Raw genomic sequence first — 26055 nt, 5'->3', positions numbered from 1 at the left:
TGGACGTGGAAGCCCTGGGACGTGCTCCCGGCCCCGGGGCGGAACGGAACACGGCGGTCAGTCCGCCGGCACCACGCTGCCCACGTCCGGCGCGGGCTCCAGCTTCGGTTCCAGCACGGGTACGCTGCCCAGGCGGTTGATGCCGTCGAAGGCGGCGGTCTTGTAGCACTCGGCCAGGGTGGGGTAGTTGAAGACGGTATTGACGAAGTAGTCGACGGTGCCGCCAAAGGACATGACCGCCTGCCCGATGTGGATGAGTTCGCTCGCGCCGCTGCCGATGATGTGCACGCCGAGCAGCGCGCGGGTCTCGAGGTGGAAGATCAGCTTCAGGGTGCCCTGTTCGTCGCCGATGATCTGGCCGCGCGCGATCTCGCGGTACTGCGCCTTGCCGATCTCGTAGGGCACGCCCGCCTGGGTGAGTTCCTCCTCGGACTTGCCGACGGTGCTGATCTCGGGGATGGTGTAGATGCCGTAGGGGAACAGTTCCGGGACGCTCTGGGTGGGCACGCCGTACGCGTGGCACGCGGCGAGGCGGCCCTGTTCCATGCTGACCGACGCGAGGCTGGGGAAGCCGATCACGTCGCCGACCGCGTAGATGTGCGGCTGGGCGGTCTGGTAGTGCTCATTGACGGTGATGCGCCCGCGGCCGTCGGCCCCCAGGCCCGCCGCGCCGAGGTTCAGGCGGTCGGTCGCGCCGACCCGCCCGATGGCGTACAGCACCATGTCGGCCTGCACGGCCTTGCCGCTCGTGAGGGTCACGCGCACGCCGTCGCCGGTGGGGGTCACGTCCTGCACGGCCTCGCCGAGGCGCAGGGTCATGCGGTTCTGCCGCAGCTGGTACGTCAGGATGTCGGTGATCTCGTGGTCGATGAACTCCAGCAGCCGCGGACGCTGGTCGATCAGGGTGACACGCACGCCGAGCGCGGCGAACATGCTGGCGTACTCGCAGCCGATCACACCCCCGCCGATCACGGCGACGGTGCGGGGCATGGTGGTCAGGTCGAGGATGTCGTCGCTGATCAGGACGCGCTTCCCATCGAAGGGGATCTTCGGGTCACGCGCCGCGCGGGTGCCGACCGCTATCACGATGTGCCGGGCGGAGACCTCGCGCCACGTCTCGCCCCCCTGGCCGGGCCGGACGTCGCGCAGGCGCAGGGTGTGGGGGCCGGTGAAGCTCGCCTCGGCCGCGATGACCTCCACGCGGTTGCGGTGCAGCTGCGAGCGGATCACGTCGAGTTCGTGCGTGATCACGCTGGTCGTGCGGTGCAGCAGGTCGGCCATGCCGAGGTCTTCCTTGACCATGTACGACGCGCCGTACAGGCCACGCTCGTTGTAGCCGCTCAGGTGCAGGATCGCCTCGCGGAAGGTCTTGCTGGGAATCGTGCCGGTGTTGATGCACACGCCGCCCACCACGGTCTTGCGCTCGACCACCGCGACCTTTCTGCCCAGCTTCGCGGCCTGGATGGCGGCGCGCTGCCCGCCGGGGCCGGAGCCGATGACGAGCAGGTCATGCGTGAACTCGGTCGGGACAGCGTCAGTCATGGGAACCTCGCGGGCATGGGGGCGGAGGAATGGAGGAGGACTTCACGCTACCACCCGCAGGTCATGCGTAGATTGGGCCCATGCGGCAGATGTGGATCGTGGCGGGCGTGCTGGGCGCGGCCGCACTGACCGTGGCCCTGAGCGGCTGCTCCGACGTGCGCTACCTGACCCAGGCGGCGGGCGGACAGCTCGACCTGCTGCGCCGGGCGCGGCCGCTGGCAGACGTGCTGGCCGATCCGGCCACATCGGCAGCGGTGCGGCGCAAGGTGCAGCTGGCGTCGGACGTGCGGGCCTTCGCGGTCGCGCCGGCGGGCGCGGGCGGGCTGGGCCTGCCGGATCACGGCAGCTTCCAGAAGTACGTGGACGTGGGGCGCGAGTACGTCGTGTGGAACGTCTTTTCTGCGCCCGAGTTCAGCGTGGCGCTCGACACGTCGTGCTTCCCCATCGCGGGCTGCGTGGGCTACCGGGGCTACTTCAACGAGGCCGCCGCGCAGGCCCACGCTCAGGAGCGCCGCGCGGCGGGCCGGGACGTGAACGTGGGCGGCGTGAGTGCGTACAGCACGCTGGGGTACCTGAGCGACCCGCTGCTCTCCACCATGCTGGGGTATCCCGACGCCACGCTGATCCGCACGGTGATCCACGAGCTGTCTCACCCCAGCCTGTACGTGCCGGGCGACACGGTGTTCAACGAGTCCTACGCCACGGCCGTCGAGGAGGAGGGGATGCGCCGCTGGCTGGCCGCGCACGGAACGCCAGAACTCCGCGATGAGGATCGGCTGGCCCAGGAGCGCTCGGCGGCCTTCGAGGCCCTGCTGCTGGGCGCTCGGCACGAGCTGGAGGCCCTGTACGCACAGACGCTGCCGGCAGCGGAGATGCGGACGCGCAAGGCGGCGGTGCTGACTGACCTGAACGCCCGGTACGCCGCCCTGAAGGCGAGCTGGGGCGGCTACGCCGGCTACGACGCCTTCTTCGCGCGGGGCGTGAACAACGCCACCCTGGGGGCCGTGGCCGCCTACGCCACGATGGTGCCGGACTTCCAGGCCCTGCTGACCCGGGTGGGGGGCGACATGCCGAGCTTCATCGCTGCCGCGACGGCGTGCTCGAAGCGGCCGCAGGGCGAACGGGCGGCGTGCCTGCGGGGGGCATAGCCGCGCGGGCCGCCCCCAATCTGGGAACGGCCCGCGTGCAGGAGGTGAGGCTCAGTCTTCCTTGGTGTCGCTCTCGGCGGTGTCGGACTCGGCAGCGGCCTCGGCCTTGACCTCGTCCAGGCTGGCGTCGCCTTCCAGAACGGCCTCGGCGGCTTCCTCGGACAGCTCGCCGGCGGCGACCATGCCGGCCACCTGGGCGGCCTGGGTCTCGGCGGCGGCCTCGTCGGCGCTCATGCGCGGCGGCAGCACGCTGATGACGACCAGATCGGCATCGGCGGCCAGCTTCACGCCCTCGGGCAGACGCACCTGACCGGCGGTGACGTGGTCACCGATGTTCAGCTTCGCGACGTCCACGACGAGTTCCTGGGGAATGCGGCGGGGACCGGGGGCGATCACGGAGAGGTTGTGGACGACGATGTCGACCAGACCGCCCTGGATCTCGCCCTGGCTCTTGCCCTTGACGTGCACCGGCACGGAGACTTCGATGGGCTCACCGTAGGTCACCATGTAGAAGTCCACGTGGATCGGCGCCCGCTTGCGCTTGTCCATGTGCACGGCCTTGACCAGCGCGGGGAAGGTCTCGCCGCCCTCGACGGTGATGTCGAACAGACCCGTGGTGCTCTGCTGGCGGAACGCACGGTCGAAGGCCTTGCGGTCAATGGCGAAGGAGACGTTGTTCTCCTTGTTGTAGGCGACGGCGGGGATCAGGCCTTCGGCCAGCTTCTGCCGGCTCGTGCGGGGCGTTGCGTTCAGTTCCATGTTCGTGTCTCCTTGATCTTTCGCTGCCCTGCTCTCGCCGCGCGTCCGGCCACGGTGCGGGCCAGGGGGCGGGGGCGGACGTGCAACCGCAGCATCATAGCAAACCGGGGCGGGCGGGTGGAAGACCCACCGCCACGTCTGCTAGACTCCCACGCGTTGTCGGGCCGCGCCCCAGGATCACTGGGCGAGCGCCCCCGGACAGGACAAAGGAGTACACATGATCAGCGTGACTGAACTGCGTAACGGCACGAAAGTGGAGATGGACGGCGGCCTGTGGGAGTGCCTGGACTACTCGCACCTGAAGATGGGACGCGGCGGCGCGAAGGTCGTCACCAAGTTCCGGAACATGGAGTCCGGCGCGATCGTCGACCGCACCTTCAACAGCACCGAAAAGCTGCAGGACATCTACGTCGAGGGCAAGAAGATGCAGTACCTCTACAAGGACGGCGACGACTTCGTGTTCATGGACATGGACACCTTCGAGCAGGTGCACCTGTCGCCCACCCTGGTCAGCGACGCCGCCAAGTACATGAAGGAGAACACCGAGGTCGAGGTCGCCATGTACGGCGAGAAGGCCCTGAGCATCACGCTGCCCAACCAGGTGATCCTCAAGATCGTGCAGACCGATCCCGGCGTGCGCGGCGACACCGTCTCGGGCGGCACCAAGCCCGCCACGCTGGAGACCGGCGCGGTCGTGCAGGTGCCCCTGTTCGTCGAGCAGGACACCAGCGTGAAGGTCGATACCCGCACCGGCATGTACCTCAGCCGCGCCTGAGCCGCACGCTCCCGGCCGCCGCCCCGGCACCCGCCTGGGGCGGCGTTCCCATACCGGTACGGACAGTAGACTCAGTGCAGACAAACGGGCGTTAGGCGGGCGGTGACACCCCACTCTGGCCGGCGCACGGCATGATGGAGCGCAGCACGATCCTCAGCACGAGTCCAGACCGGCGCGCCTGACCGCCACCCCAGGAGGGGCCATGAACCCAGACGACCTCAAACAGATCCTTGATGCCCTGACCCATGCCGACGTGCGCGAATTCGCCCTGCGCACCGGCAGCTTCGACCTGCAGCTCAAGCGCGGCCCGCAGGCCGTGAACACCGCGCCTGCCGCGCCCGCTGGCCCAGCCGCCTTCACGTCCCCCGCCCCGGCCCCCACACCCAGTGCCGCCCCGGCCAGCACCGGCCCGGCTCCGGCCAGCACGACGCCCGCTGCCACCAGCACGCCCGCCCCGGTCGCCGAGGCCGCCCCCGCGCCTGCCGCGAGCAAGGGCACGCCCGTCAAGGCCCCCATCGTCGGCACGTTCTACGCGTCCAGCAGCCCCGACGCGCCCCCCTACGTGAAGGTCGGCGACACCGTGGCCGCCGGGCAGGTGCTGTGCATCATCGAGGCGATGAAACTCATGAACGAGATCGAGGCCGAGACCGGCGGCACGGTGCGCGAGATCCTCGTGAAGAACGCCGAACCGGTCGAGTACGGTCAATCGCTGTTCATCATCGAGTGATGGCGGTGGGCCGCGGGCGGAGCGGGTAGCCACGACCGCCGGACTGCGGAGATGGAAGGCTGTCCGGGTGCCTGTCCGGGACAGCCTGGAATCGGAACGGTGCGGCGGCCGACACGGTTCGTCGCCGGCCTCCGCCAAGGAGCGAATCCTATGTTCAAGAAGATCCTGATCGCCAACCGTGGCGAGATCGCCCTGCGCGTCATCCGGACGGCGCGGGAGATGGGCATCAAGACCGTCGTCGTCTACAGCACCGCCGACGAGAAGAGCCTCCCGGTGCTGCTCGCGGACGAGTCCGTGTGCGTGGGGCCGCCCGCCAGCAACCAGTCATACCTGAACATCCCCAACATCCTGTCGGCCGCCCTGATGACCGGCGCCGAGGCGATTCACCCCGGCTACGGCTTCATGGCCGAGAACCCTGATTTTGCCGAGATGTGCCGCGAGCACGGGATCGTGTTCATCGGCCCCACCCCCGAGAGCATGCGGGCGCTGGGCTCCAAGGCCGGCGGGCGCGACATCGCCGCGCAGAGCAAGGTGCCCACCGTGCCCGGCACCGGCGTGCTGGAAGACACCGACGCCGCGCTGCTCGCCGCCAAGCAGATCGGCTACCCCGTGCTCCTCAAGGCCAGCGCGGGCGGCGGCGGACGCGGGCAGAAGGTCATCCGCACACAGGACGAACTCGCCAGGGGCTTCGCGCAGGCGCAGGAGGAAGCCAAGCTGTACTTCGGCGACCCCGCCCTGATCATGGAGAAGTTCCTCGAGGAATTCCGGCACGTGGAAGTGCAGGTCATGGGCGACGGCACCGGGCACGTCATCCACATCGGCGAGCGCGACTGCTCCATCCAGCGGCGCAACCAGAAGCTCATCGAGGAAGCGCCCAGCACCCTCCCCGAGTCGCTGCGCCAGGAGATCCTGAGCGCCGGCGTGCGCCTCGCCAAGCACGTGAACTACGCCGGGGCGGGCACGCTGGAATTCATCCTCGACCGTGAAGGCAACTACTACTTCATGGAGATGAACACCCGCATCCAGGTCGAGCACTGCGTCTCCGAGATGATCAGCAGCCTGGATCTGGTGCGCATGCAGATCGAGATCGCCGCCGGCGAGGGCCTGAAGCTCCAGCAGGAGGACGTGATCCTGCGCGGGCACGCCATCGAGTGCCGCATCAACGCGGAAGACCCCGACAAGGACTTCCGCCCGGCCGCCGGCAAGATCGACGACGTGCACTTCGCCGGCGGGCCCGGCGTGCGCGTCGACACGCACACGTACAGCGGCTACGTCATCCCCCCACACTACGACAGCCTGATCGGCAAGCTCATCGTGTGGCACGAGAGCCGCGACAAGGCCATCCACCGCATGAAACGCGCCCTGGAGGAGACCGTCATCCAGGGGCCGAAGACCACCATTCCCCTGTACATCAAGATCATGGACAACCCCTTCTACAAGCGCGGGGCCGTCATGACCAACTTCCTGAAGACGAGGATGGTCGCGCCGGAAGCGTAAGCGGCAGGACAGGACGCGGCGCGTACCCTGGGTGGGATGCGCCGCGTTCGTCTGTTCAAGGAATCGAAGGGGCCGCCGGAACCTCCCCAACTCAATCAATCGGGACAGGACATGCTGACCGGCGTCCTCAGTCGCGGGGTATGGGAACGCGCCGACCCGATGTGGTGGCGTCCGGGTGCGCTGGTGGCGCTCCTGAACGTGGATCGCATGATTCAATTCAACGCGGCCACAGGGCACCTGATGGGCGACCATGCGCTGCGGCTGATCGGCTCACTCCTCGCCATCTACAGTGACGAGGCCGGCTCACAGGCGCATACGTTCCGAATCGGCGGCAATGAGTTCGCGGTGGTGTGGCATGACGCGACGGTCGAGTCTGCGACATCTGCAGTGGAGCAGGCTCGGGCAGCCGTGGAGGCCATGGGCCTGGGCCTCACCGTGCGGATTGCTGTGAGCATCATCCGGGAAGGCGAGACGCCGCAGCGCGTGCTGATCAGATTCGACGGCTTCATGCACGAGGCGGGCATCTCCAGGAGGAATAGCGTCTACATCGACCCTGAGCTGTCCCTGTCAACCCTGACGATCCGTGATGCCCTCCTCTCCCGCCTGTGCGGTCAGCCGTGGCCGGAGGGGCCGCTGCTGGACGCGCTGGCCCTCTCGCCTGCCCTGGACGTGCTGGATGTGGGGGCGGGCGATGAACGCCTGCTGCGGCTGCTCCGGGCGCGGGGGCACACGGGGCGGCTGGAGGGCCTCGACCCAGTGGGCGGCGAGGGCGTGCGGAGCGGCATGGCGCACGCCCTGCCCTACCCGGATGCCAGTTTCGACGTGGTGCTGTTCGTGCGGGCGCTGGCCCACATGGGCTGGCCCGACACGGCGCTCCGTACGGCGCTCCGTGAGGCGCGGCGGGTGCTGCGGCCGGGCGGGCGGCTGGTCGTGGTGGCGCACGGGCCGGAGCACCTGCGGGCCACGTGGCGGGCGCTGGGTCAGGCGGACGCGCCGGTGAAAGCAGCGCCGGAGGGCATGGGGATCGATGTGAGACTCCCCGTCAGCGTCACGGGGCAGGATGCGCGGGCGCTGGCCCAGAGCTCCGGCGGGGAACAGGCGGTACAGGAGCACCGATTTCCTGTCCGGGACACGCTGCACCTGACCATCCGGCAGCAGACGCTGTAGTCGGTGCCCGACAGACCGGTGCGGCCCTACTTCTTCCGGGGCCTGACCAGCAGCATGTCGGTGGCCTCCCGGAGGACGATGTCCTGCGACAGGGATTTCGAGGCGATGACGCCTTTCACGACCGGAACGCCGATCCGCCAGGTATCGATGCTGAGGTTGCCAGACGTCCGCCGCGCCGTGGAGAAGGTCGTTCCCCAGTTCATGTAGGCCATCGGCAGGGGCGGGGCGGGCGGGCACAGCAGGGTCATGGTCTCCCCGGTCGTCCCAGGATCGTAGTCGTCGAGCACCACGTCCTGCACCCCGAGCGCGCCGTTCAGGCGGAGTTCCAGGCGGTTGACCGTGAAGGGTGTGGGCCTGAACGTGTACGTGGCGGTGCAGCCCGACTTCTCCAGGGACTGGTGAACCCGCCGAACCATCCCGGTGCCGGTGTACAGACCGGTGCCAAGGTTGTACGTGAGCGGTACCTTCACCTCGAAGTGCGCTCTGTAATTGGCCTCGATGAACGTCATGCTGGAATCGATGTGGAGTTCCAGGGCCAGGCAGTCCGGCAGGCGGGCGCGAATCCTGGCGATGTGCGCCACCCCGACCCCCTGGGTGGTCTGCACGTTGCGATCCAGCGCCCGAACGAGTTCGCCCGCCTTCATGCCGTCGCCCAGGCTGCCCGCCTCGCAGTTCCGGGTCATGACCTCCAGCAGGGAGGCCATCGCCCGGTAGGACAGGTCACGGCTGACCTTCACCTCGTTGCCCAGCCCCTGATACTCCAAATTCGCCAGATCCGCGATCACCGTGTTGTACTTCTCGATGGCGGCCAGCAGCCGATTCCGCGAGCCGCTGCTGATCGCAGCCTTCAGGGCGCTGTTGACTTCCTTCAGCGCTCCACGCGCCATGTCGTTCTGGTGCAGCACAGCCGGTGGAACGGCCTGCGCTGCCGCCCAGGGGGCAGGGGTGAACGGGGCCAGGGTCAGGATCAGGCAGGTCAGCGGTCTACGCATCGGGGGTCTCCTCCGTTCAGACGAACGTGGGACGACCGTAGGAGACTGACGATGATCCCAGGGTGATTGACCGTGGCGCGGTCGACGTCAGCGCCGATGACAGGTGAAGTCTCACCCAAACCGGTCTCCAGTCCTGGATCGCCACGACGAGGGGCGGCGAGCCGTCGCCCACCGCCCCGCACCCGTGAACCCTACTTGTCGAACTTGCCGTACCCGGCCGCACTCCGGCGGGCCGCACCACGGGCGTAGTCCATCTGCATCTCGACCGTCTCGTGCTTGCCCTCGGTGAAGGTGGAGTCGTGGATCCAGTAGTTCAGGCGGTCGTCGCCGAGCTGCACCCACAGCTTGTGCTCGTCCTCGGGGTCGCGCCAGAACGCCACGTGCTCGAAGGCGTTGGCCTGTGCCCACTGGTCGATGTCCTTCAGGACGCGTTCGGCTTTCGGATGGGTCATGCGGAACTCGGCACCGTCGGATTCGTTCAGGAACTTGATGTCGGCCATAGTGAGGTTACGGTACACCGTTCATGAAGGTTGCGGTTTCACTTTTGCTGAATGCGCCTTGAACAAAGCACCCGGTTCAAAAAGCGGCACAGCGCACGTTCAGGTATCCTCGGTGCGCCATGACGTCCGACGCGCCCCTGAAGGTCACGACCCTGAACGTGAACGGCATCCGCAGTGCGCTGAACAAAGGGCTGGCGGCGTGGGTGGAGAGAGAGCAGCCCGATATCCTGCTGCTGCAGGAGGTTCGCGCCGATCCCCACCCGCACGCGCTGGCCCACCTGGGCTTCGAGAGCGCGTGGTTCCCCGCCCGGAAGGCGGGCTACAGCGGCGTGGCGATCCTGTCGCGCCACGGACTCGACGACGTGCAGGTGGGCATGCTGCACGACGAGATGGACGCCGAGGGCCGCGTGATCAGTGCGGTGGTGCAGGGTGTGCGCTTCGTCAGTGTGTACCTGCCGAGCGGCAGCAGCGGCGAGGCGCGCCAGGGCTTCAAGGAACGCATCCTGGAGGACTACCAGACCTGGGTGTCAGGACTGGTCGCGCAGGGGCCGGTGGTGCTGGGCGGCGACTACAACATCGCTCACCAGCCGGTCGACCTGAAGAACTGGCGCGGCAACCAGAAGAATTCCGGCTTCCTGCCGCAGGAGCGGGCGTGGATGACCGCTCATCTGGCATCCGGGCTGACCGACAGCCACCGCGCGCATCTGGGCGACCGGGCGCAGTACACGTGGTGGAGCAACCGGGGCGGGGCCTACGACAACGACGTGGGCTGGCGCATCGACTACCTGCTGGCGGCCGGCGTGGAACTGCGGGAGGTCACGGTTGACCGGGCAGCGCGGCTCAGCGACCACGCGCCGCTGAGCGGGCTGCTCACCGCTCTCTGAACGCTCCCTCCCTGAAGAAGTCGAGCAGCATGGCGGCCAGTTCGTCCGGGGCATCCTCGGCCATGTGGTGACCGCAGTCCAGGCTCCGCACGCGCAGGTCGTCCGACCACGCCCGCCAGATGGCAGGCAGGTCGTCGTAGAGGGGCTCCGGATCGTCGCGGGTGGCCCAGACGACCAGGGTCGGGCAGGCCAGCCGGCGGCCGGCGGCGCGGTCGGCCTCGTCGTGGGCGCGGTTCAGGCCCAGGCCCGCCCGGTAGTCCTCCAGCATGGCGTGAACCGTGGCGGGGTCGTGCAGGGCCGCGCGGCAGTCGGCATAGTTCTCCGTACCCATGCGCTCTCGCAGTTCCGGTGTCAGCCCATACCATGCATCCGGATCGGCCAGGATGGCCTGTTCGGGCTTGCCGGGCTGCGCGAAGAAGAACCAGTGCCACCACAGCCGCGCGAAGCGCTCGTTCACGCGTTCCAGCGCGTCCAGAATGGGAACCTGACCCAGGAACGCGAGCCGTATGACGGCGTCCGGATGCTCCATGGCGAGCCGGAACGCCACGTAACTGCCCCGGTCATGCCCGGCCACGGCGAACCGCTCGTGCCCCAGGTGGGTCATCAGCTCGCGCATGTCCTGTGCCAGCGCCCGCCCCGACATGCCGCTGTGATCCGGCGTGTCGGCCGGTGTGCTGGACTGCCCGTAGCCGCGCAGATCCGGACACACGACCGTGTGCTCGCGTGCCAGGAGGGGGGCCACGCGGTGCCACGTGGTGTGCGTGCGCGGGTGCCCGTGCAGCAGCAGCAGCGGTGGCCCCTGCCCCCCGTGCCGGACACGCAGCGTGGCAGCCGGGAGCGCGACGTGCTCCAGCTGAAATCCGTCGAACATGCCGCAGCGTAGCCAAGGTGGGCCCGCCCGCCTGGGGTGGGCGTCACGGTGCGATCCGGTGTGCGTGTTATGCTGGTCGTGCTGCCGGGTACAGGACAGCGCCCCCACGCGAGCCAGCCGGGCTGCGGGGTTCGGCGCGACCCGAGGAAGCGAATGTCTTGTTCCCGTGAGCGGGATGCGTGCGGCACCGTGATGCCCGTTGGCCGAGAATGCCCACAGAGCCGGTGACCGCGTGCCAATCGAGGCTCAACCTCACGGGCGCGTCCTGAACGACCAGGTGCGTTGATGCCTAAGAAAAAACAGGACACGGTGCCGGAGGCGAAGCCCCGCACGACGTCCAAGAAGACCACCAAGCCCATCACTCCCACATCCGCAGCGTCCTCCGAGGCGGCGGAGCCTGCGGCTCCCACGCCGGCCAGGGCGACCGGCCGGGCCTCCGCGAAGGCCGCCCCCAGCACCGCGAAGACGCCGGCCCGCAAAAAGACCGCTGCCCCGGCTGCGGACACCACGGAGACCAGCACCCCTACTCCGGAGGCCGTGACCCCCACCCGCCCGCGCACGCCCAGGGCTGCGAAGGCGGCCACGCCGACTGTTCCAGCCCCGGCACCCGCCCGCCCGAGCCGCAAGAAGACTGCGGCGCCGGTGGCCAGTGTCGAGGCCGTCCCGGTTGAGCCAGCACCTGTTGAGCCCGTGCCGGCCGAGACGCTGCCGGAAGCCGAGCCAGCCCCCCGGACCGCGACCGTCACGCCGGAGCCGACCCCCCGCAAGGGCCGCTCCCGGAAGACGCCCCCGGCTCCCGAACCCGCCGAAGCGGCCCTGGTGGCCGACGTCCCCGTGACGCCGGAAGTGACCCCGGTAAGCGCGGCCGATTCCTCTCCCCGCCGGGGCCGGGGCAAACGCCCGGCACAGCCGGCGGCTGAACACTCAGTTCGTGAGCATCCAGCGCCTGAGCAGACGGTCACGGCACAGCCAGTGACCGGGCCGTCGGCTCCGGACGCCGCCGATCTGGCTGCCACCGAACCGGCCGAAGCCCCGGTGACGCCCGTGCGGCGGGGCCGCAAGGCCAGGACGACCATGCCAGCCCCGGCAGAGGCGACGCCTGTCGAGGCTGCGGCGCCGGACGCCGAACAGGTCACCCCCCCACCGGCGGACGAACCGCTGATTCTGGAGGTTCCCAAGCGCCGGGGACGCGGCAAGCGCGCCCTGACCGACGCGCCGCTGACCGAGGTGCTGGGCGGGGTCGAGGCCGTGCCGACGGCTGCCCCCACCGGCGCGGCTCAGGGCGTGGCGCACGCGCATGTCCGGCCGCTGGTGGACATGCCCGGCGACGACGGCGAGGAGTCCGCGCCGCCTGTCCCTGCGAAACGCAAGGGCCGCCCGGAACGCCCGGCGGCCCCCGAGACGGTCGCCACGCCCGACACCGATCCTGCCCAGGAACTCGTCCTGGCGCAGTTGCGCAAGCTGGGCCGGCCGCTGCACGTCAAGGATCTGGAGCGCACCTTCACGCGGCAGATGCTCGACCGGATCGGGGACTGGCGCGATCTGGAACGCATGCTGGACGAGCTGACCGAGGACGGTCAGGTCATCCGTACCCGCAAGAAGACCTACGGCCTGCCCGAGGCGATGAGCCTGGTGCGCGGGAAGTTCCAGGCATCGGCAGCGGGCTTCGGCTTCGTGGTGCCCGACAGCGGCGGCGACGACTTCTACATCCCGGCCGAGCAGACCCTGGAAGCGTGGAACGGCGACGTGGTGCTGGTGCGCATGGAGGGGCGCGGCGACACCGGCAACCGGGGCGGCCCGCGCCGGGGCCAGCGCGGTGATGGCAGCCCCCGCGCCAGTGTGGTCAGGATCGTGCAGCGGGCGTACTCGCAGCTGGTCGGCACGCTGGAATTCCACCACGGGCACCCGATCCTGAAACCCGACGACCACCGCGCCCGGCACCGGATTCTGGTGCTGCCCGACGGCCTGGAGGGGCTGGAGGCCGGTGCCCGCGTGGTCACCGAGCTGTACTGGCCCGAGAACACCGGCGAGGACGAGGTCTTCGGGCAGGTCGTGCGCGTGCTGGGGGCCGAGGACGATCCCGTCACCGAGACCGAGGCCGTGATCGTGAAGTTCGGCCTGCGCGGCGCGTTCCCGCCCGAGGTCGAGGCCCAGGCGGGCGCCATCGCCGCCGCGATTCCCGAGGAGGCCCTGAAGGGCCGCCTGGATCTGCGTGGCTTCAACATCTTCACCGTGGACGGCCGCGACGCCAAGGACTTTGACGACGCGATCCACATCCAGCCCACGCCGGAAGGCACCTTCGTGGTGGGCGTGCACATCGCAGATGTCAGCCACTACGTGACCGAGGGCTCCCCGCTGGACGAGGAGGCCTACGCCCGCGCGACCAGCGTGTACCTGCCGGGCCGCGTGCTGCCCATGCTGCCCGAGCACCTGAGCAACGGCGTGTGCAGTCTGGTTCCGTATGAAGACCGCCTGACCATGACCGCCCTGGTGGAGCTGTCGGCCGAGGGCGAGATCCTGAAGGTGCAGATCGCGCCCAGCGTGATCAATTCCAAGGCCCGGCTGACCTACGACGAGGTGCAGGCCTACTCCGAGGCGACCGCCACCCTGCCGGACGCGGCCCGCATGCTCGAAGGCGACCTGCACCTGCTGCTGAAGATCACGACCAAGCTGCGCCAGAAGCGCCTGCGCGAGGGCTCGCTGGACTTCAAGATGCGCGAGGTCAAGGTCGACGTCGGCCCGGACGGCCGGATGGAACTCATCCCGATCCGCGAGGAGACGGCGCGCGGCATGATCGAGGATCTGATGCTGCTGGCCAACAAGGTCGTCGCGCGCTACCTGCTGGAGCGCTCGGTGCCGGCCCTGTTCCGCATCCACGAGGAACCCACGCTGCAACGCTTCCAGGACGTCACGAACGCGATCGGGCGGCTGGGCTTCTCGTTCCCCGGCGGGCAACCCACCCCGCAGGCGTACCAGGCGGTGCTCAAGCAGGTTCGTGGCACCCCGCGCGAGAGCGTCGTGAACACGCTGCTGCTGCGCTCCATGCAGCAGGCGAAGTACGCGGGCGAGAACCTGGGCCACTTCGGACTGGCCTTCGAGGAGTACCTGCACTTCACCTCGCCCATCCGCCGCTACCCCGACCTGCTGGTGCACCGCGTGCTGCGCGGGGTGCTCAGTGGGGAACTGCGGGCCGGCACCCGCGCCGTGGCCGACCTCCAGGCGCGGCTGCCCGGCATGGGCGACCACACCAGCGCCCGCGAGCGCACCGCCGCCGAGGCCGAGCGTGACCTGACCAAGTACTACCAGGCCAAGTGGGCCCAGGAGCACCTGGGCGAGTCCTTCCCCGGCACCGTGAGCGGCGTCACCGCCAGCGGCCTGTATGTGGCGCTCGACAACGGCGTGGAAGGCAAGCTGCACATCTCGCATCTGGACGACGACTACTACGTGTACCTGGAGGACTCGCAGATCCTGCGGGGCCGCAGCCGGGGCCGCACCTACCGACTGGGCGACAGCGTGAACGTCACCATCCAGGCCGTCAAACCCCTGGCCCGTCAGACCGACCTCACGCTGGCCGATCCGACGGATCCCGCCTACAGGCCCGGCACCATGCCGGAGGAGAACAGTATGGATTCACCCGTGAAAGTCCGCGCCCGCCGCCGCGAGGATCGCGAACAGGAAAAGCAGAAACGCCTGGAGACCGTGCCGGTCAGCGAGCCCCGCAAGTTCACGCTGGACGATCCGGAGCCGGCCCGTGGCGCCCTGGCCCCGGCCCGGACGGGTGGCCGGGAACGCGGCAGTGGCCGCCCCACACGCGGCGCTCAGACACAGCCGCAGTCCGGTTCACCGGGGGGCCGCCAGCGCACCTTTGGCGGCGTGCCCATGGAGGGCGGTGGCCGGCAGGGCGGTTCCGGCGGCGGACGCGGCACCCGGCGCGTGGTCACGCTGGAGCGCCCCCGCAACGAGCACCTGCGCCCCGTGAACATCACCGTTCAGCGCATGTACTTCGGGGACTGGACGCTGGACAACATGCCGCCTGAAGACCCCCAGGGGGGCGGCGGGCGGACGGGCGGCGGACGGCCCGGCGGCACTATGGAACGCGGACGCGGCTACACCCGTGGCGGGAACGACCGGGGTGCCCATGAGCGTGGGGCCGGCAGCCGGGGCGGAGGCTCTGGCCGTTCCGGCGGGCAGGCACAGCCCGCCGCCCCGCGTGCCCAGGCGAGCAGCGCCCCGGCTCCGGCCCAGGCCACGTCCGGCGACGAGGGCGGCAAGCGTCGTCGTCGCCGCCGGGGCCGCCGCAGTGGGAGTGGCGGCGGCGAGAGCTGACCGGAAGTGAAGACGGACAGGGGGGGCGGGCCACATCGGCACCGCCCCCCCTTTCAGCCCGACTCCGCACTCTTGCGCCACAACCGGGACGGCACCGGTTGCGGCTCCATGACGCGGAGCCGGTCTGTCGTTCCTCCTCTGCTTCGCAGCTCTACGAGTCCCTCTGGTCGGATTTCATCGGTTCAAGCAACCAATTCAATCGGAATCGTCCCTACCTACGCGCTGCGCGTCACGCTCTCCAGCACGCCCCGGTAGCCGTCGGGGGTGATCAGGCCCAGGCTCATGGCATGGCCGGCGGCGTTCAGGCTGTCGGCCGCCAGCACCAGATCGATCCCGGTGTGGCGCACCTCGTCGCGCAGGGTCATGACGCCCGTGTCGCGGTGGGCCTCGGTCACGTCGCGGATGTACACGCCCAGGATGCGCTGCGGGTGGCGGCGGACGACCTCGGCGTAGATCTCCGGATCCTTCTCGCCGCTGTCCCCGATCAGGACGAAGGGCAGGTCAGGGAAGCGGGTCAGCAGGCGCTCGATCACCTCGTGCTTGTAGCCGCCGTGGCCGGCCAGCAGATCCACGCCCCAGTTGCGCAGGAACAGCGGCCCCAGCGGGATGTGGCGGTAGCTCAGGAAACTGAGCAGCAGGTCGAAGAAATTCCACGGACTGCTGGACACGTAGAAGATCGGGTTGCGCTCGTGCTCGCTGTGCGTCAGGGCACGGTACAGGGCGCTGACGCCGGGAAAGGGCGAGCGGGTGCGGGCGTTGCCGGTCAGGACGGTCAGCAGCATGCGCGGCACGCTGGTCACGTCCGACTGGATCACGGTGTCGTCGAGGTCGCTGATGATCCCGAAGCGGGCCTGCGAGACGACCTGGACGCGGGCGGTGGTGGTGCCCTCGCGGCCATCCAGGGACAGGGCGGCCTCGTGCCAGCCGGCCCCGAGTGGCTCGGGCAGCGTGAAGACCAGCGTGAAGTAGCCGTCGGAATCGCTGACGGCGCGGGCCGGCACGCCGTCCAGGGTGCCGGTCACGCCGATGCCGCCGACCTCGCGGGAGAACAGGCGGCGCAGGGCGTTCCGGACATTGCGCAACCGGGGATCGCCGGTCTGCGGGGGGCGCATGGTGCGCGGAAGCAGCACCCGCCCGGAGACCTCCACGCGGCCGGGTGTCCCCCAGCCGACATAGGGCTGCAGCAGCAGTTTGCCGCGTGCCCGGCGGGGCTGCAGAAACGCGCTGGCCGACCGGTCGAGGGCACTCACGCCCCGTTCGAGCACGGGCAGCAGGGCACGGAACGCGGTTCTGGCGGGGTTCACGTGTGCAGTCTACGAAGTGGGCACGGCCGGCGCAGTCCGGAGATGTTCAGATCTTCTTGTCATGCCCGTAGCGCCGCCGGATCACGACGCGGCTCACCAGCGTGTCGGACAGCGCCGGCAGGTGACGGTCGAGCCACGCGAGGGCCCGGTAGGCTGCTGGCACAACCACCTCGCGCTGGGGGCGAGAGAGCACGTCCGCGACGGCGCGGGCCACGACCTCCGGCCCGGGCATGGGCAGCCGGGCGCTGGCGGTCATCTCGCTTTTCACGAACCCCGGCGACACGATGCTGACCTGCACGCCGGTGCCCAGCAGCTCGCGCCGCAGCCCCAGCGAGAAGCCGCGCAGCCCGAACTTGCTCGCGGAGTACAGACCGTTCGTGGCGACGATGCCCGCCACGGACGCGATGTTCACGATGTGCCCGCTGCCCCGCGCCCGCATGGCCGGCAGCACGAGCCGCACGAGTTCCACCGGGGCCTCCAGGTTCACGCGCAGCACCCGCAGCGGGTCGGCGTCGTCCCACCACCACCCGTGCTCGACGGTGACGCCCGCGTTGTTGACCAGCACGTCGATATGCCCGAAATGCCCGGTGGCCGCCGCAACCAGCGCCCGGCGCGAGGCGTCGTCGGTGACATCGGTGGGCACGGCCAGCACCCGGACACCCGTGGGATCGAGTTCACGGGCCAGCGCCGCGATCTGCTCCGTGCGGCGGGCCGCGAGCACCAGCCGGTGCCCCCGCGCCGCGAGTTCCCGCGCCGTGGCCAGGCCGATGCCGCTGGACGCGCCGGTCAGGACGATCACACGGGGGCCGGCGGCAGGAGCGGTCATGACGTGATGGTATCCGCAAGCGGCGCTCAGGCGCACGTCAGGCGGGGGCGGCAGACTGGACGGCAATGAGTCAGGATTCCTCTGTGCCGCGCAGGTTCGGACGCCGCCTGCGGCTGGGCCTCCTGCTCGGCGTGGCCCTGCTGCCCGCCTCGCAGGCCATCAAGCTCGTGCCCATTCCCGCACTGCCGCCGGGCGTGACAACGCCAGCGTTGCCGGAAATTCCACCGGTCACGCCCGCCGCGCCGGCCATCAAGCCGCTGCCGACCACCGTCCCCGCCCAGTCCATCCCCACTGATCCCCTGTATCCCCGGCAGTGGAACCTGCCCGTGATCCACGCGGCGCAGGCGTGGGCCCTCGCTCCCGGCGGGCCGGTCACGGTGGCGGTGCTGGACACCGGCTACGTGAACTCGCCGGAACTGTCCGGGCGCGTGGTGAACGGCCATGACTTCGTGAGCGACCCCGCCCGCTCCGGCGACGGCGACGGCCGCGACCCGGACGCCACGGGCGTCGGAGAGTACGCCTACCACGCCGAGGTCGTGGCCAACATCATCGCCGCCGGGCGCGACGGGCGGGGCATGGTCGGCATCAATCCGCAGGCGAAGGTGGTGCAGATCCGCGTGGCCGGCACCGACGGGCTGGTCGATCCCACGGATCTCGTGGACGCGATGAAGTGGGCGGTCGGTATGAGCATTCCCGGCGTGCCGGCCAATCCGAACCCGGCGCGGCTGCTGAACCTCAGCCTGTACGCAGATTTCATTCCCCTGACCCGCTGTGACCCGCGTATCCAGGCCGCCATCGACGTGATCACGACCAAGGGGGCCGTGGTGATCGCCGGGGCGGCGAACGACGGCGCAGATTCGGCCGGCTACTCACCCGCCGGGTGCCGCAATGTCCTGACCGTCACCAGCGTGACCGAGGCCGGGACGCGCCCCGCGTATGCCAACTGGGGCCGGGCGGTGGCCCTGGCCGCGCCCGGCGGCGAGCAGGGCCACGGCATCGTCTCCAGCAGCGTCACGGGGGGCGGCGGGGAGCGTACACCCAACGGCACGAGTTTCGCCGCGCCGCACGCCACCGGGGTCGCCAGCCTGCTCCTGAGCGTGCGCCCCCGCCTGAGCCCGGCCCTGCTGCGCTCGTATCTGACGCGCAGCGCCATCCCCTTTCCCGGTGGGCGCTGCGACCCGGAGCCGGCCCACACCTGCGGGCGCGGCACCCTGAACGCCGAGGCGGCTGTGAAGCTCGCTGTGGCCTCCAGCGCCGGCAAGTGACGGTCACGGTCACCGGCCACCTGGGACGGTAGGCTGGGGGCATGGAGCACCGCAAGTGAACGCGCCCGCGTGGCGGATCTGGCTGGTCACGGCCCTGATCTGCGGCTGGGGCATCCTGACCATCCGCTTCGTCCAGCAGCAGCAGTGGGTCATGGCGGGGCTGTGTGCCCTCCTGATGGTCGTCAACGGCATCACGCTGTGGCGGCTGACGAAGCACGGCAAGTAGACCGGCAGCGCCGTCTGTGGCCTCCGGTACGCTGGACGCCGTGACCCGTCTCCTGCGCCGCGTTCTCGCCCCACCCCGCCTGAACGCCGATCCACGAACCCACGTGCTGCTGCTCGATGTGGACGGCGTGCTGGTGACCCCGCCCGAGTGGTTCGGCGTGCGGCTGCGGCGCGAGAGTCCCACACTGACCCGCCAGTTCTTCGAGACGGCCTTCCATTCGGCCAGCACCGGCCAGAGCGACCTGAAGGAGCACCTCCCGGACTTCATCGCCGCGCTGGGCCGCGACCAGACGCCGGACGAGTTCCTGCACGAGTGGCTGGACTCCGAGAACCACCCCAACCGTGCCCTGCTGACCGCCGTGCGCGAGTTACGCGCCCAGGGCTGGCACAGTTACCTGGCGACCAATCAGGAGGCCCACCGCACGAAGCACCTGCTGGAGGTCGTGGGCCTGGGCGACGTGGTGGACGGGCACTTCGCCTCCTGCATGGTGGGCCACCGCAAGCCCAGTCCCGAGTACTACGCCGAGGTCACCCGGCGCATGGGAGACGACGCCGCGCACCTCGTCTTCTGGGACGACAACCGGGACAACGTACAGGCGGCGCGGGAGGCAGGCTGGCAGGCGTTCCGCTACACCAGCGTCCGGCACTTCCGGCGGGTCATGGCTGTGGGCTGACGTCCCCCGGCACGCCCAGATCGGTGTCTGGCCCCGGCGGGTACGGGTGCCCCAGAATGCGGCCCATCGTCAGCATCTGGCCCTTGTGGTGGAACTCGTGCGTGATAGGATGCATGACCAGCCAGCGCTGCGTGACCGGTAAGACCTCATCCCGGACGGCGAGACCGAACACCTCGTCGGGCGTGGTGAAGGCCCCGAAGGCCCGCTCCATCATGTCGTCTACCTCGGCATACACGCGGCGCATGGCCGCCACGTCGTGTACGGCCGTGGTGTCGACCCAGTCGTGGTGCTCGCCCAGGCCGCGCACCCCCACCCACACCGCGTAGCAGTCCGCGATGTGCGCCTGCACGTTCCGCAGGCTGCCGTACGCGAAGTCCGGGCGCTCCTGCGTGTACACGCCCCCCGGCAGCGCCTCGGCCCACGCGAACAGCCGCTCACGCGAGAACTTCACCCATGGGTACAGCGTCCGCAGGTCATCGTTCATGCCAACAGTCTTCCCTATCTGGGCCAGATCATGGCCGAGTCTGCTCCGCCCACCATGCTCACATGCTGATATCAGATACTGATACCCGTGGACGTGAACCTCTTCAAGGGCAACCTCGACCTGATCCTGCTGAGCGTGCTGGAGCGCGAGGGGGGCTACGGCCAGGACATCGCCAAGCGTGTCCGTGCCCTCACGGACGGCCGCATCACCCTGAACGCCGGGAGCCTGTACCCCGCGCTGCACCGCCTGGAACGGGCCGGTCATCTGAGCGCCGCCGAGACGGTGCCGGCACGCGGCGGCCCCCCGGTGCGGACGTACACCCTGACCGACGCCGGACGCGCCGAACTGGCCCGCAAGCGCGACACGTACCACGCCTTCGACCGTGCCCTGCGGAGCCTGTGGTGACGCCGCCCGAGGTGCAGCGCTACCTGCGCCGCGCGACGGTGCTGCTTGCCCCGGCCCCGGCCCGCCGCGTTCGCGCCGAACTGCACGGTCACCTGCACCAGAGCATGCTCGACGCCCGGCTGCGCGGCCTGAGCGAGGCCCAGGCCTGGGCAGCCGCCCTGCACGACGCCGGCCCGGCGTTGCCGGCAGCCCTGCGGCTGGCACGGGTGCACACGCTGGGCCACGTGCTGCGCGGGCTGCTCGTGGTGGGGGCGCTGGGTGGGGCGGCGTACGCCCTCCAGGGCAGTCATCCCCTGCCGCCTGCCCCCGCCCAGGCGCATCCATGACTGCCCGGCTGGCCCGCCTGTGGCGTGAGTGGCTGGCTCCCCCGGTCGTCGCGCTGCTGTTCACCCAGTTCGCCGCGACCGCCGTGCGCGTGGACGGCACGAGTATGCGGCCCGGTCTCCAGCACGGCGAGCTGCTGGTCATCCCCAGACTGGAGGGCTGGGCACACACGCTGGGCGTGGGCACGTACCACCGGGGCGACATCGTGGTGTTCAAACCGCCCCGTGACGCGCCGGGCGAGTGGACGCACCGCTACCGGGGGCTGACCCTCCCCTGGGCCTACCGGCCGTATCTGGTCAAGCGCATTGTTGGCGTGCCCGGCGACACCGTGCAGGTCGATCGCGGCACCGTGACGGTGAACGGACAGGCGCTGGACGAATCCCAGACGACCGTGTACTGGGGCGGGGGCTGCCAGGACACGGCGAGCGACCTGGCCAACACGCCACCGGTCACGGTGCCCGCCGGCACCTACTTCGTCATGGGCGACAACCGCAGTCCCGGCGGCAGTCTCGACAGCCGCGTCTTCGGCCCGGTCAGCACCGCCGACATCGCCGGCCGCGCCGTGGCGAGCGTGTGGCCGCTGGTCGCCCCGGCCACCGCAGCGTCGGGCTGTGACCGTCCAGATCGTTCGCAGGCACAGGGCGCGGCCCACTGGAATCCCCGGCTGTTCGGGCCGTGACCTCCAGGGCCGCACACGGACGAACCCCACCAGAGGCGTCCGGTGGGGGTTCGTCCGTGTTGATGCTGGTGCACCCGTCGCGATTCGAACGCGAGACCTGCCCCTTAGGAGGGGGCCGCTCTATCCAGCTGAGCTACGGGTGCATCGGGGTGCCGGCCGGCGGAAGACGCGGCCCGGGCAGCCGGGAGTATACCAGGGGCCGCCGCCCCCCGCTGGGCCCTGCGGCCAGTGTGGGTGAGAGGAAAGTGTAAGCGGGGGGTTCCTATACTCGGCAGAGGTTTCCCATGACGAACGCCGTTTACATCATGATTGTGCGTGCCCTTGAACGCCTCGTGTCGGAGCGGGCGGCCGAGAGCATGCTCCGGACGGCGCTGCGTGACCTGAAGCTTGCGCCCGACACCGTGTCCGGGGCCGACATGCAGCGCGTGCTGTCGGGACCGCTGCTGGCGCGGCTGTCGACCGTCTTGCCGCACGCCCGGGCCCGGCAGGAACTGATCAGCCTGTCGCGGCAGCTGGAGGCCACCGACGTCAAGGCCCCGACGCTGTTCACGCAGCCGGGGCCCTCCGCATCGTGGGAGGATCACACGCAGACTGACGTCACGGCGACCGGCTGGAGCCAGATGGGCCTGGACGTGGACGACTTCGAGTTCGAGGATCCGGATTCCGCCCTGAGTTCCGGGGGGCAGTCCTACGATCTGGATACGCCGCTGGGACAGGAGGAGCTGATGCAGAACCTGGGTCGCCTGAGCGGCGTGCAGGGCGTGATGGTGTGCCGCGCGAACGGGGAGGTGCTGCGGGTGAGGGCCATCCGGGATCCGGCAGGCGTGGGCGCGGTCGTGGCGGCCAGTGTGCTGCTGTTCCAGCAGCGGACGCTGCGCCTGATGTCGGCCGAGCTTGGAGGCAAGACCGTGTGCGTGCGTCCACTGGGCGCGTACTGCGTGGCGGTCATCGTGAATTCTCAATCGAACGTGGGGCGGTTACTTGTGGAACTCCAGCAGTTGAAGGCGGCAGCATGAACCGGAATCGTCAGGTCTGGATCCGCGCGTCAGGGGTGGCGGCGGCCCTCATGCTGGGCATGGCCGGCGCACAGGATCTGGCTGCGTACCGGCAGCTGGCCGCCGGGCTGGACGGCGCCGTGATCGCCCGAAACCAGTCTGCGCAGGCGGCACTCACCCGGCTGGACACGGCCGGGGCGGCGTTCACGCAGCTGCGCCCCACGCTGCGCAACCGGCAGCTGGCCGCCGGGCTGGACGACGCGCTGTCGGGGGCGCGGGCGGCACTGGCCCGCTCGCCGGCCGAACTGGAGGCCCAGGTCATGCTCGCGCGCGGGCTGATGCGCAAGGCCCTGTACGACCAGACGCTCGCCCGGCTGGTCAGCAGTCCGGCCAACAGCACGGCGCAGCTCCAGCTGCTCACCAGGGAGTTCGGCCTCAGTCCACAGGGGGCCAGCGCCGTTCTGGCCGAGCAGAAGGCCGGTCGCCCGGAGCGGGTCGCGTGGCGGCTCCAGCGGGCGGCGGCGTCACGGGTGCTGTCCTCCCTGAAAGCCACGCGGGCAGAGCGCACCACCGGCTCGTATGTGAACCTGGCCCGCGCCACGAGCTGGTTTACCGTGCTGCAGGACACGGCGGACGCGAGCGGCCTTCAGGTCTCGCAGTTCGGCGACGCGCTGCGGCAGCTGACCGCCGGGAAGACCACGGAACTCGCGGCGTCGCTGGATCAGCTGCGCCAGGGGACAGCGACCCTGGTGTCGAGCTTGACCGCCGAACCGGCCACCGTGGCGCCACGGGCACTGGCGAGTGCCGCCACGGGCACCCGCCCGGCAGCCACGACGAAGCAGACCGTGGTCGTGTCATCTACCGCGCCGGCCGGTGCCCGCGGCTCCACCCCTGCCGGCGCCAGTGTCCAGACGGCCAGCGCCCAGTCGGTCGACGCCGCCCCGCTGTACGCCGCGCTGGGCCGTGCCCTGGCCGCGACCGGACACGGCGATGCCGCCGGCGGACGCGCGGAACTGGCCCGCGCGAGCATGGCGCTGCGGGCCGTGCCGGCCTCCCTGCGCACCGCACGGGGCTACACCGATCTGGTGTTCAACGTGTCGGCGGCGCAGGCGCGCTCGGCGCTGCGCGTCTCGGACGTACAGGCCCTGATCGCCCAGACCGCGAACCTGGAGGCCGCCGCCGCCGGGCGTCCGGCGAGTACGCTGGACACCGTGTCGTCCAGCGTGGCGCGGTCGTTCAGCGGGTGGCTGCGCGTGCTGGTGTTCCTGCTGCTGGCCGCCCTGGCGGTCGTGCCGCTGTACCTGCTGAATCTGGCCTTCGGGACACGCAACACCTACTGGCGGGCCGTGATGGCCGGCCTGGGTCTGCTGCTGCTGCCGGTCTTCCTGGAGGGGCTGTTCGGCCTGCTGGGCGCCCTGGGCGACGTCACCGGCGCCGGAGCGCTGCGCGGCGCGGTCAACGTGAGCCTGCTCCAGGGAGCGTATGGCCTGCCGCTGTGGGCACTGCTGTGCGCGCTGGCGATCGGCCTGATGTCCTTCGGGTTCCGGGGGCTGTGCCAGCAGTTCGGCCTGATGGGCAGTCCGTCCAGCACCCGTCATCCCACACAGGGCGGCCTGGAATGGGATGAGGATCTGTGATGTCCGCGCCGTCCGAGCTGCACCGCCTGCCCGTGCAGATGCTGGGGGATCTGGTCTCGCCCCGCGCCCTGGAGCGCATCCTGCAGGACGCCGCCGACACCCGTGGTGTTCCTGCCGCCGGACTTGATATTCCCACCCTGGAGGACATCCTCAAGAAGGAGGTGTTCAAGCGCCTCCAGCTGACCGTGCCTGCGCCCCTGGCGAAGCGGCGCGTGTCGGAGGTGCTGAATGAGCTGATGAAGGCCACGCAGGAGCGCAGCGCGGTCGCCCCGGCCGTCAGCTCCCTCCAGGGGCTGGAGGACGGTGCCCGCAAGTTCTCGCTGTACTTCGACTGGCCGGAGACGCAGCGGCTGCGCAGCCTGCTGGTGGTGGCCCGGCAGGAGGAGCAGCAGGGCCACGCGGTCGCGGGACTGGTGCAGGAGGGGCAGGATCTCGTCGTGCAGCTCGAGCGCCGGCTCCAGGAGAGCCTGGTCGCGCAGGCACAGGACCTTGCGGAGATGCGCGCGGCCTTCACGCGGGTGCAGGGCATGGGCAGCCGCGAGGTGCGTCGGCTGGAGACGCTGATCGGGCAGATCGACGAGGCCCAGTCGCAGGGCACCCTGCTGCCCGCCGAGGTCGAGCGTGCCCGCACCCTGACCTTCTCGCTGCGCAAGCTGCTGGAGTCGTCGGTCGTCCAGACCGTCGGCAGCGGCGCGGCCCCCCCGGAACTCGATCCGGAGGCGCAGGCGCGGGTGCTGGCGCTGGAGCAGGAGCACGCCGCGCAGCAGCTCATGGCGCTGGAGCGGGAGTTCGCGGCGCTGCTGGGTGCCCGACCGGCCCTGCACGCCCAGCACCAGACCCTGGCCGGCCGCCAGCGCGAGGGGCAGGTGGGAGCCGCCGAGGTCGAGGCGTGGCGGGCACAGCTCCAGGACGCACGCGACGAGGTGCTGGCCGAGCAGCGGGCGGACTTCGCGGCGCTGGAAACGCAGCTCACGCCGCACACGGCGTCCGGGGAACTGGCGATGGGCGTGCGCGTGCTGCTGGATACCGTCCGGCAGACGCTGGCACTGGGCAACCTGGCGACCGACGCGCTGCGGGAGCTGCGCAACACGCGTGACACCCTGGGCGACGGCCAGTTGGACGCGTCCCGGCTGGCCGCACAGCAGGAACTGCTGGATCTGGAGCGCTCGGCCCGGGCGCTGCCGGCCTCGCTGCCGGAACTCGAGCCGCTGATCGCACAGGCCCGGGCCCGCTCCGCGCAGGGCGAGGACATGGATCTGGGGCCGCTGTGGACGCTGCTCGAGAAACACATGGGGGCGGCGGCACAGGAACGCGACGCCTTCGACCTCCGCGCCGACACGGTCATCCACGAGTACGCGCCGCTGCGGCATCTGGCGGGTGAAACGACCCAGAAACTGGGGCGCCTGGTCGACAGCCTGCGGGCGCAGCGCAAGCTGGGCACCATGAGCGCCTCGGCGCGGGCCCGCTACGGCCAGACCCTGACCGAGGCCGAGGCCCTGCTGGCCGAGGCCCAGGCGGAGTTCCAGGCGGCGCAGCAGGTCACAGCGACCTTCGGCGAGGACGCCCTGAGCGGCTTGCTGGGCGTGTTCGACCTGGGCGGCGAGGGCACGTCCGTGCCGACCGGAGCGGCCCAGCCCGCATCAGCCCAGCCCGCCCCGGCCCAGCCCCCGGCCACCGTCACCGACCTGCTCGCTGGCCTGAACCACGTCGGCGGCCCGGCTCCGGTTCCGGCCCCGGCCATCCCGGAGGACGCCTGGACGATCCACGCCGGGCGCGTGACCGGCGGGCTCAACGATCCCGCCGCGACGGGCATGGCCGCGCTGCTGGCGCAGGCCGACGCGCTGGGACTGCACCGCCTGGACATGGCCGACACCATGAGCGTGTGGTCGGCCCGCCGTTCGGGCACGACCTGGCGGCTGGGCCGCGCCGAGGACTGGGAAGCGCTGGACGAGCGCACCGGCACGTGGCTGGACGGCGCGTGAGCCGATACGGCCTCTGACCGAAGAGACGGAGAAACGACGGACTCCGGAAGATGGACGTGCCTGCGGA

Annotated in this window: 24 protein-coding genes and 1 tRNA gene; 16 read left to right on the top strand and 9 right to left on the bottom strand. The window is 70.4% G+C overall.

What is annotated here, in order from left to right:
• Positions 1–57: 57 nt before the first annotated feature.
• Positions 58–1542 carry a Si-specific NAD(P)(+) transhydrogenase gene (gene sthA, locus U2P90_RS02520; protein ID WP_322473660.1) on the bottom strand — a complete coding sequence of 495 codons (1485 nt, stop codon included), beginning with the start codon at positions 1540–1542 and terminating at the stop codon, positions 58–60.
• Between the two features lie 80 nt (positions 1543–1622).
• Here sthA and U2P90_RS02515 point away from each other — a divergent pair, with 80 nt between their 5' ends.
• Positions 1623–2690, top strand: coding sequence for an aminopeptidase (locus U2P90_RS02515; RefSeq protein WP_322473659.1), 1068 nt, complete (start codon positions 1623–1625; stop codon positions 2688–2690).
• A gap of 51 nt (positions 2691–2741) precedes the next feature.
• On the opposite strand, the gene U2P90_RS02510 is transcribed toward U2P90_RS02515, so the two are convergent.
• Positions 2742–3449, bottom strand: coding sequence for a 50S ribosomal protein L25/general stress protein Ctc (locus U2P90_RS02510; protein ID WP_322473658.1), 708 nt, complete (start codon positions 3447–3449; stop codon positions 2742–2744).
• Between the two features lie 217 nt (positions 3450–3666).
• Between U2P90_RS02510 and efp the strand changes: the two genes are divergently transcribed.
• The 4 genes from efp (at position 3667) to U2P90_RS02490 (ending at position 7615) form a co-directional block, all read left to right on the top strand.
• A complete protein-coding gene (gene efp / locus U2P90_RS02505) occupies positions 3667–4224 on the top strand; it encodes an elongation factor P (RefSeq protein ID WP_322473657.1) in 558 nt (185 codons plus the stop codon).
• 202 nt (positions 4225–4426) lie between these two features.
• Entirely contained in the window at positions 4427–4951 is a 525-nt protein-coding gene (gene accB / locus U2P90_RS02500) for an acetyl-CoA carboxylase biotin carboxyl carrier protein (protein ID WP_322473656.1), read from the top strand.
• Between the two features lie 150 nt (positions 4952–5101).
• The gene (gene accC / locus U2P90_RS02495; RefSeq protein WP_322473655.1) at positions 5102–6448 is read left to right on the top strand and encodes an acetyl-CoA carboxylase biotin carboxylase subunit; all 1347 of its coding nucleotides are present in this window, start codon (positions 5102–5104) and stop codon (positions 6446–6448) included.
• A 36-nt stretch (positions 6449–6484) separates the two neighbouring features.
• A complete protein-coding gene (locus U2P90_RS02490; protein WP_322473654.1) occupies positions 6485–7615 on the top strand; it encodes a methyltransferase domain-containing protein in 1131 nt (376 codons plus the stop codon).
• Positions 7616–7641: 26 nt separating this feature from the next.
• On the opposite strand, the gene U2P90_RS02485 is transcribed toward U2P90_RS02490, so the two are convergent.
• Positions 7642–8607 carry a hypothetical protein gene (locus U2P90_RS02485; protein ID WP_322473653.1) on the bottom strand — a complete coding sequence of 322 codons (966 nt, stop codon included), beginning with the start codon at positions 8605–8607 and terminating at the stop codon, positions 7642–7644.
• A gap of 191 nt (positions 8608–8798) precedes the next feature.
• Complete coding sequence (locus U2P90_RS02480; RefSeq protein ID WP_295822047.1) at positions 8799–9107, bottom strand: hypothetical protein; 309 nt, start codon at positions 9105–9107, stop codon at positions 8799–8801.
• Between the two features lie 119 nt (positions 9108–9226).
• On the opposite strand from U2P90_RS02480, the gene U2P90_RS02475 reads away from it, so the two are divergent.
• On the top strand, positions 9227–9991 hold the full coding sequence (locus tag U2P90_RS02475) for an exodeoxyribonuclease III (RefSeq protein WP_322473652.1): 765 nt from the start codon (positions 9227–9229) through the stop codon (positions 9989–9991).
• Here the strand turns inward: U2P90_RS02475 and U2P90_RS02470 are convergent.
• Positions 9978–10862, bottom strand: a complete 885-nt coding sequence (locus U2P90_RS02470; protein WP_322473651.1) for an alpha/beta fold hydrolase — start codon at positions 10860–10862, stop codon at positions 9978–9980. The genes U2P90_RS02475 and U2P90_RS02470 overlap by 14 nt on opposite strands.
• A 285-nt stretch (positions 10863–11147) precedes the next feature.
• Between U2P90_RS02470 and rnr the strand changes: the two genes are divergently transcribed.
• Positions 11148–15188: a ribonuclease R gene (rnr, locus tag U2P90_RS02465; protein WP_322473650.1), complete on the top strand. Its 4041-nt coding sequence runs from the start codon at positions 11148–11150 to the stop codon at positions 15186–15188.
• A 215-nt stretch (positions 15189–15403) separates the two neighbouring features.
• On the opposite strand, the gene U2P90_RS02460 is transcribed toward rnr, so the two are convergent.
• Together U2P90_RS02460 and U2P90_RS02455 are read right to left on the bottom strand one after the other, a co-directional pair.
• Positions 15404–16492: an App1 family protein gene (locus U2P90_RS02460; protein ID WP_322473649.1), complete on the bottom strand. Its 1089-nt coding sequence runs from the start codon at positions 16490–16492 to the stop codon at positions 15404–15406.
• Between the two features lie 46 nt (positions 16493–16538).
• Positions 16539–17318 carry an SDR family NAD(P)-dependent oxidoreductase gene (locus U2P90_RS02455; protein WP_322473648.1) on the bottom strand — a complete coding sequence of 260 codons (780 nt, stop codon included), beginning with the start codon at positions 17316–17318 and terminating at the stop codon, positions 16539–16541.
• Positions 17319–17401: 83 nt separating this feature from the next.
• On the opposite strand from U2P90_RS02455, the gene U2P90_RS02450 reads away from it, so the two are divergent.
• Genes U2P90_RS02450 through U2P90_RS02440 form a run of 3 tightly spaced genes read left to right on the top strand, consistent with a single transcriptional unit; the run spans position 17402 to position 19482 of the window.
• Complete coding sequence (locus U2P90_RS02450) at positions 17402–18583, top strand: S8 family serine peptidase (RefSeq protein ID WP_322473647.1); 1182 nt, start codon at positions 17402–17404, stop codon at positions 18581–18583.
• Positions 18584–18638: 55 nt separating this feature from the next.
• Positions 18639–18809: a hypothetical protein gene (locus tag U2P90_RS02445; RefSeq protein ID WP_295817926.1), complete on the top strand. Its 171-nt coding sequence runs from the start codon at positions 18639–18641 to the stop codon at positions 18807–18809.
• Between the two features lie 40 nt (positions 18810–18849).
• Positions 18850–19482 (top strand): HAD family hydrolase, encoded by a 633-nt coding sequence (locus U2P90_RS02440; protein WP_322473646.1) that lies wholly within the window; start codon positions 18850–18852, stop codon positions 19480–19482.
• On the opposite strand, the gene U2P90_RS02435 is transcribed toward U2P90_RS02440, so the two are convergent.
• Complete coding sequence (locus U2P90_RS02435) at positions 19466–19966, bottom strand: DinB family protein (protein ID WP_322473645.1); 501 nt, start codon at positions 19964–19966, stop codon at positions 19466–19468. The two genes, U2P90_RS02440 and U2P90_RS02435, sit on opposite strands and share 17 nt — an antisense overlap.
• An 87-nt stretch (positions 19967–20053) precedes the next feature.
• Between U2P90_RS02435 and U2P90_RS02430 the strand changes: the two genes are divergently transcribed.
• From U2P90_RS02430 to lepB, 3 genes are read left to right on the top strand one after another with little or no spacing between them, the layout of a single operon-like run.
• Positions 20054–20371 (top strand): PadR family transcriptional regulator, encoded by a 318-nt coding sequence (locus tag U2P90_RS02430; RefSeq protein WP_322473644.1) that lies wholly within the window; start codon positions 20054–20056, stop codon positions 20369–20371.
• Positions 20368–20697 (top strand): hypothetical protein, encoded by a 330-nt coding sequence (locus U2P90_RS02425; RefSeq protein WP_295817937.1) that lies wholly within the window; start codon positions 20368–20370, stop codon positions 20695–20697. Before U2P90_RS02430 ends, U2P90_RS02425 begins: the two co-directional genes overlap by 4 nt.
• Complete coding sequence (gene lepB / locus U2P90_RS02420) at positions 20694–21374, top strand: signal peptidase I (RefSeq protein WP_322473643.1); 681 nt, start codon at positions 20694–20696, stop codon at positions 21372–21374. Before U2P90_RS02425 ends, lepB begins: the two co-directional genes overlap by 4 nt.
• A gap of 66 nt (positions 21375–21440) precedes the next feature.
• Here the strand turns inward: lepB and U2P90_RS02415 are convergent.
• Positions 21441–21517: transfer RNA gene (locus U2P90_RS02415), tRNA-Arg, on the bottom strand.
• 141 nt (positions 21518–21658) lie between these two features.
• Here U2P90_RS02415 and U2P90_RS02410 point away from each other — a divergent pair.
• From U2P90_RS02410 to U2P90_RS02400, 3 genes are read left to right on the top strand one after another with little or no spacing between them, the layout of a single operon-like run.
• A complete protein-coding gene (locus U2P90_RS02410; RefSeq protein ID WP_295817941.1) occupies positions 21659–22390 on the top strand; it encodes a roadblock/LC7 domain-containing protein in 732 nt (243 codons plus the stop codon).
• Entirely contained in the window at positions 22387–24006 is a 1620-nt protein-coding gene (locus U2P90_RS02405) for a hypothetical protein (RefSeq protein ID WP_322473642.1), read from the top strand. Before U2P90_RS02410 ends, U2P90_RS02405 begins: the two co-directional genes overlap by 4 nt.
• Positions 24006–25988, top strand: a complete 1983-nt coding sequence (locus U2P90_RS02400) for a hypothetical protein (RefSeq protein ID WP_322473641.1) — start codon at positions 24006–24008, stop codon at positions 25986–25988. Before U2P90_RS02405 ends, U2P90_RS02400 begins: the two co-directional genes overlap by 1 nt.
• The last annotated feature ends 67 nt before the right edge of the window (positions 25989–26055 follow it).

The sequence above is a fragment of the Deinococcus sp. AB2017081 genome (assembly GCF_034440735.1).
Lineage (GTDB): Bacteria > Deinococcota > Deinococci > Deinococcales > Deinococcaceae > Deinococcus > Deinococcus rufus.
The sequence above is the reverse complement of the archived record's forward strand: the minus strand, read 5'-3'. Positions and strand labels throughout refer to the sequence as shown.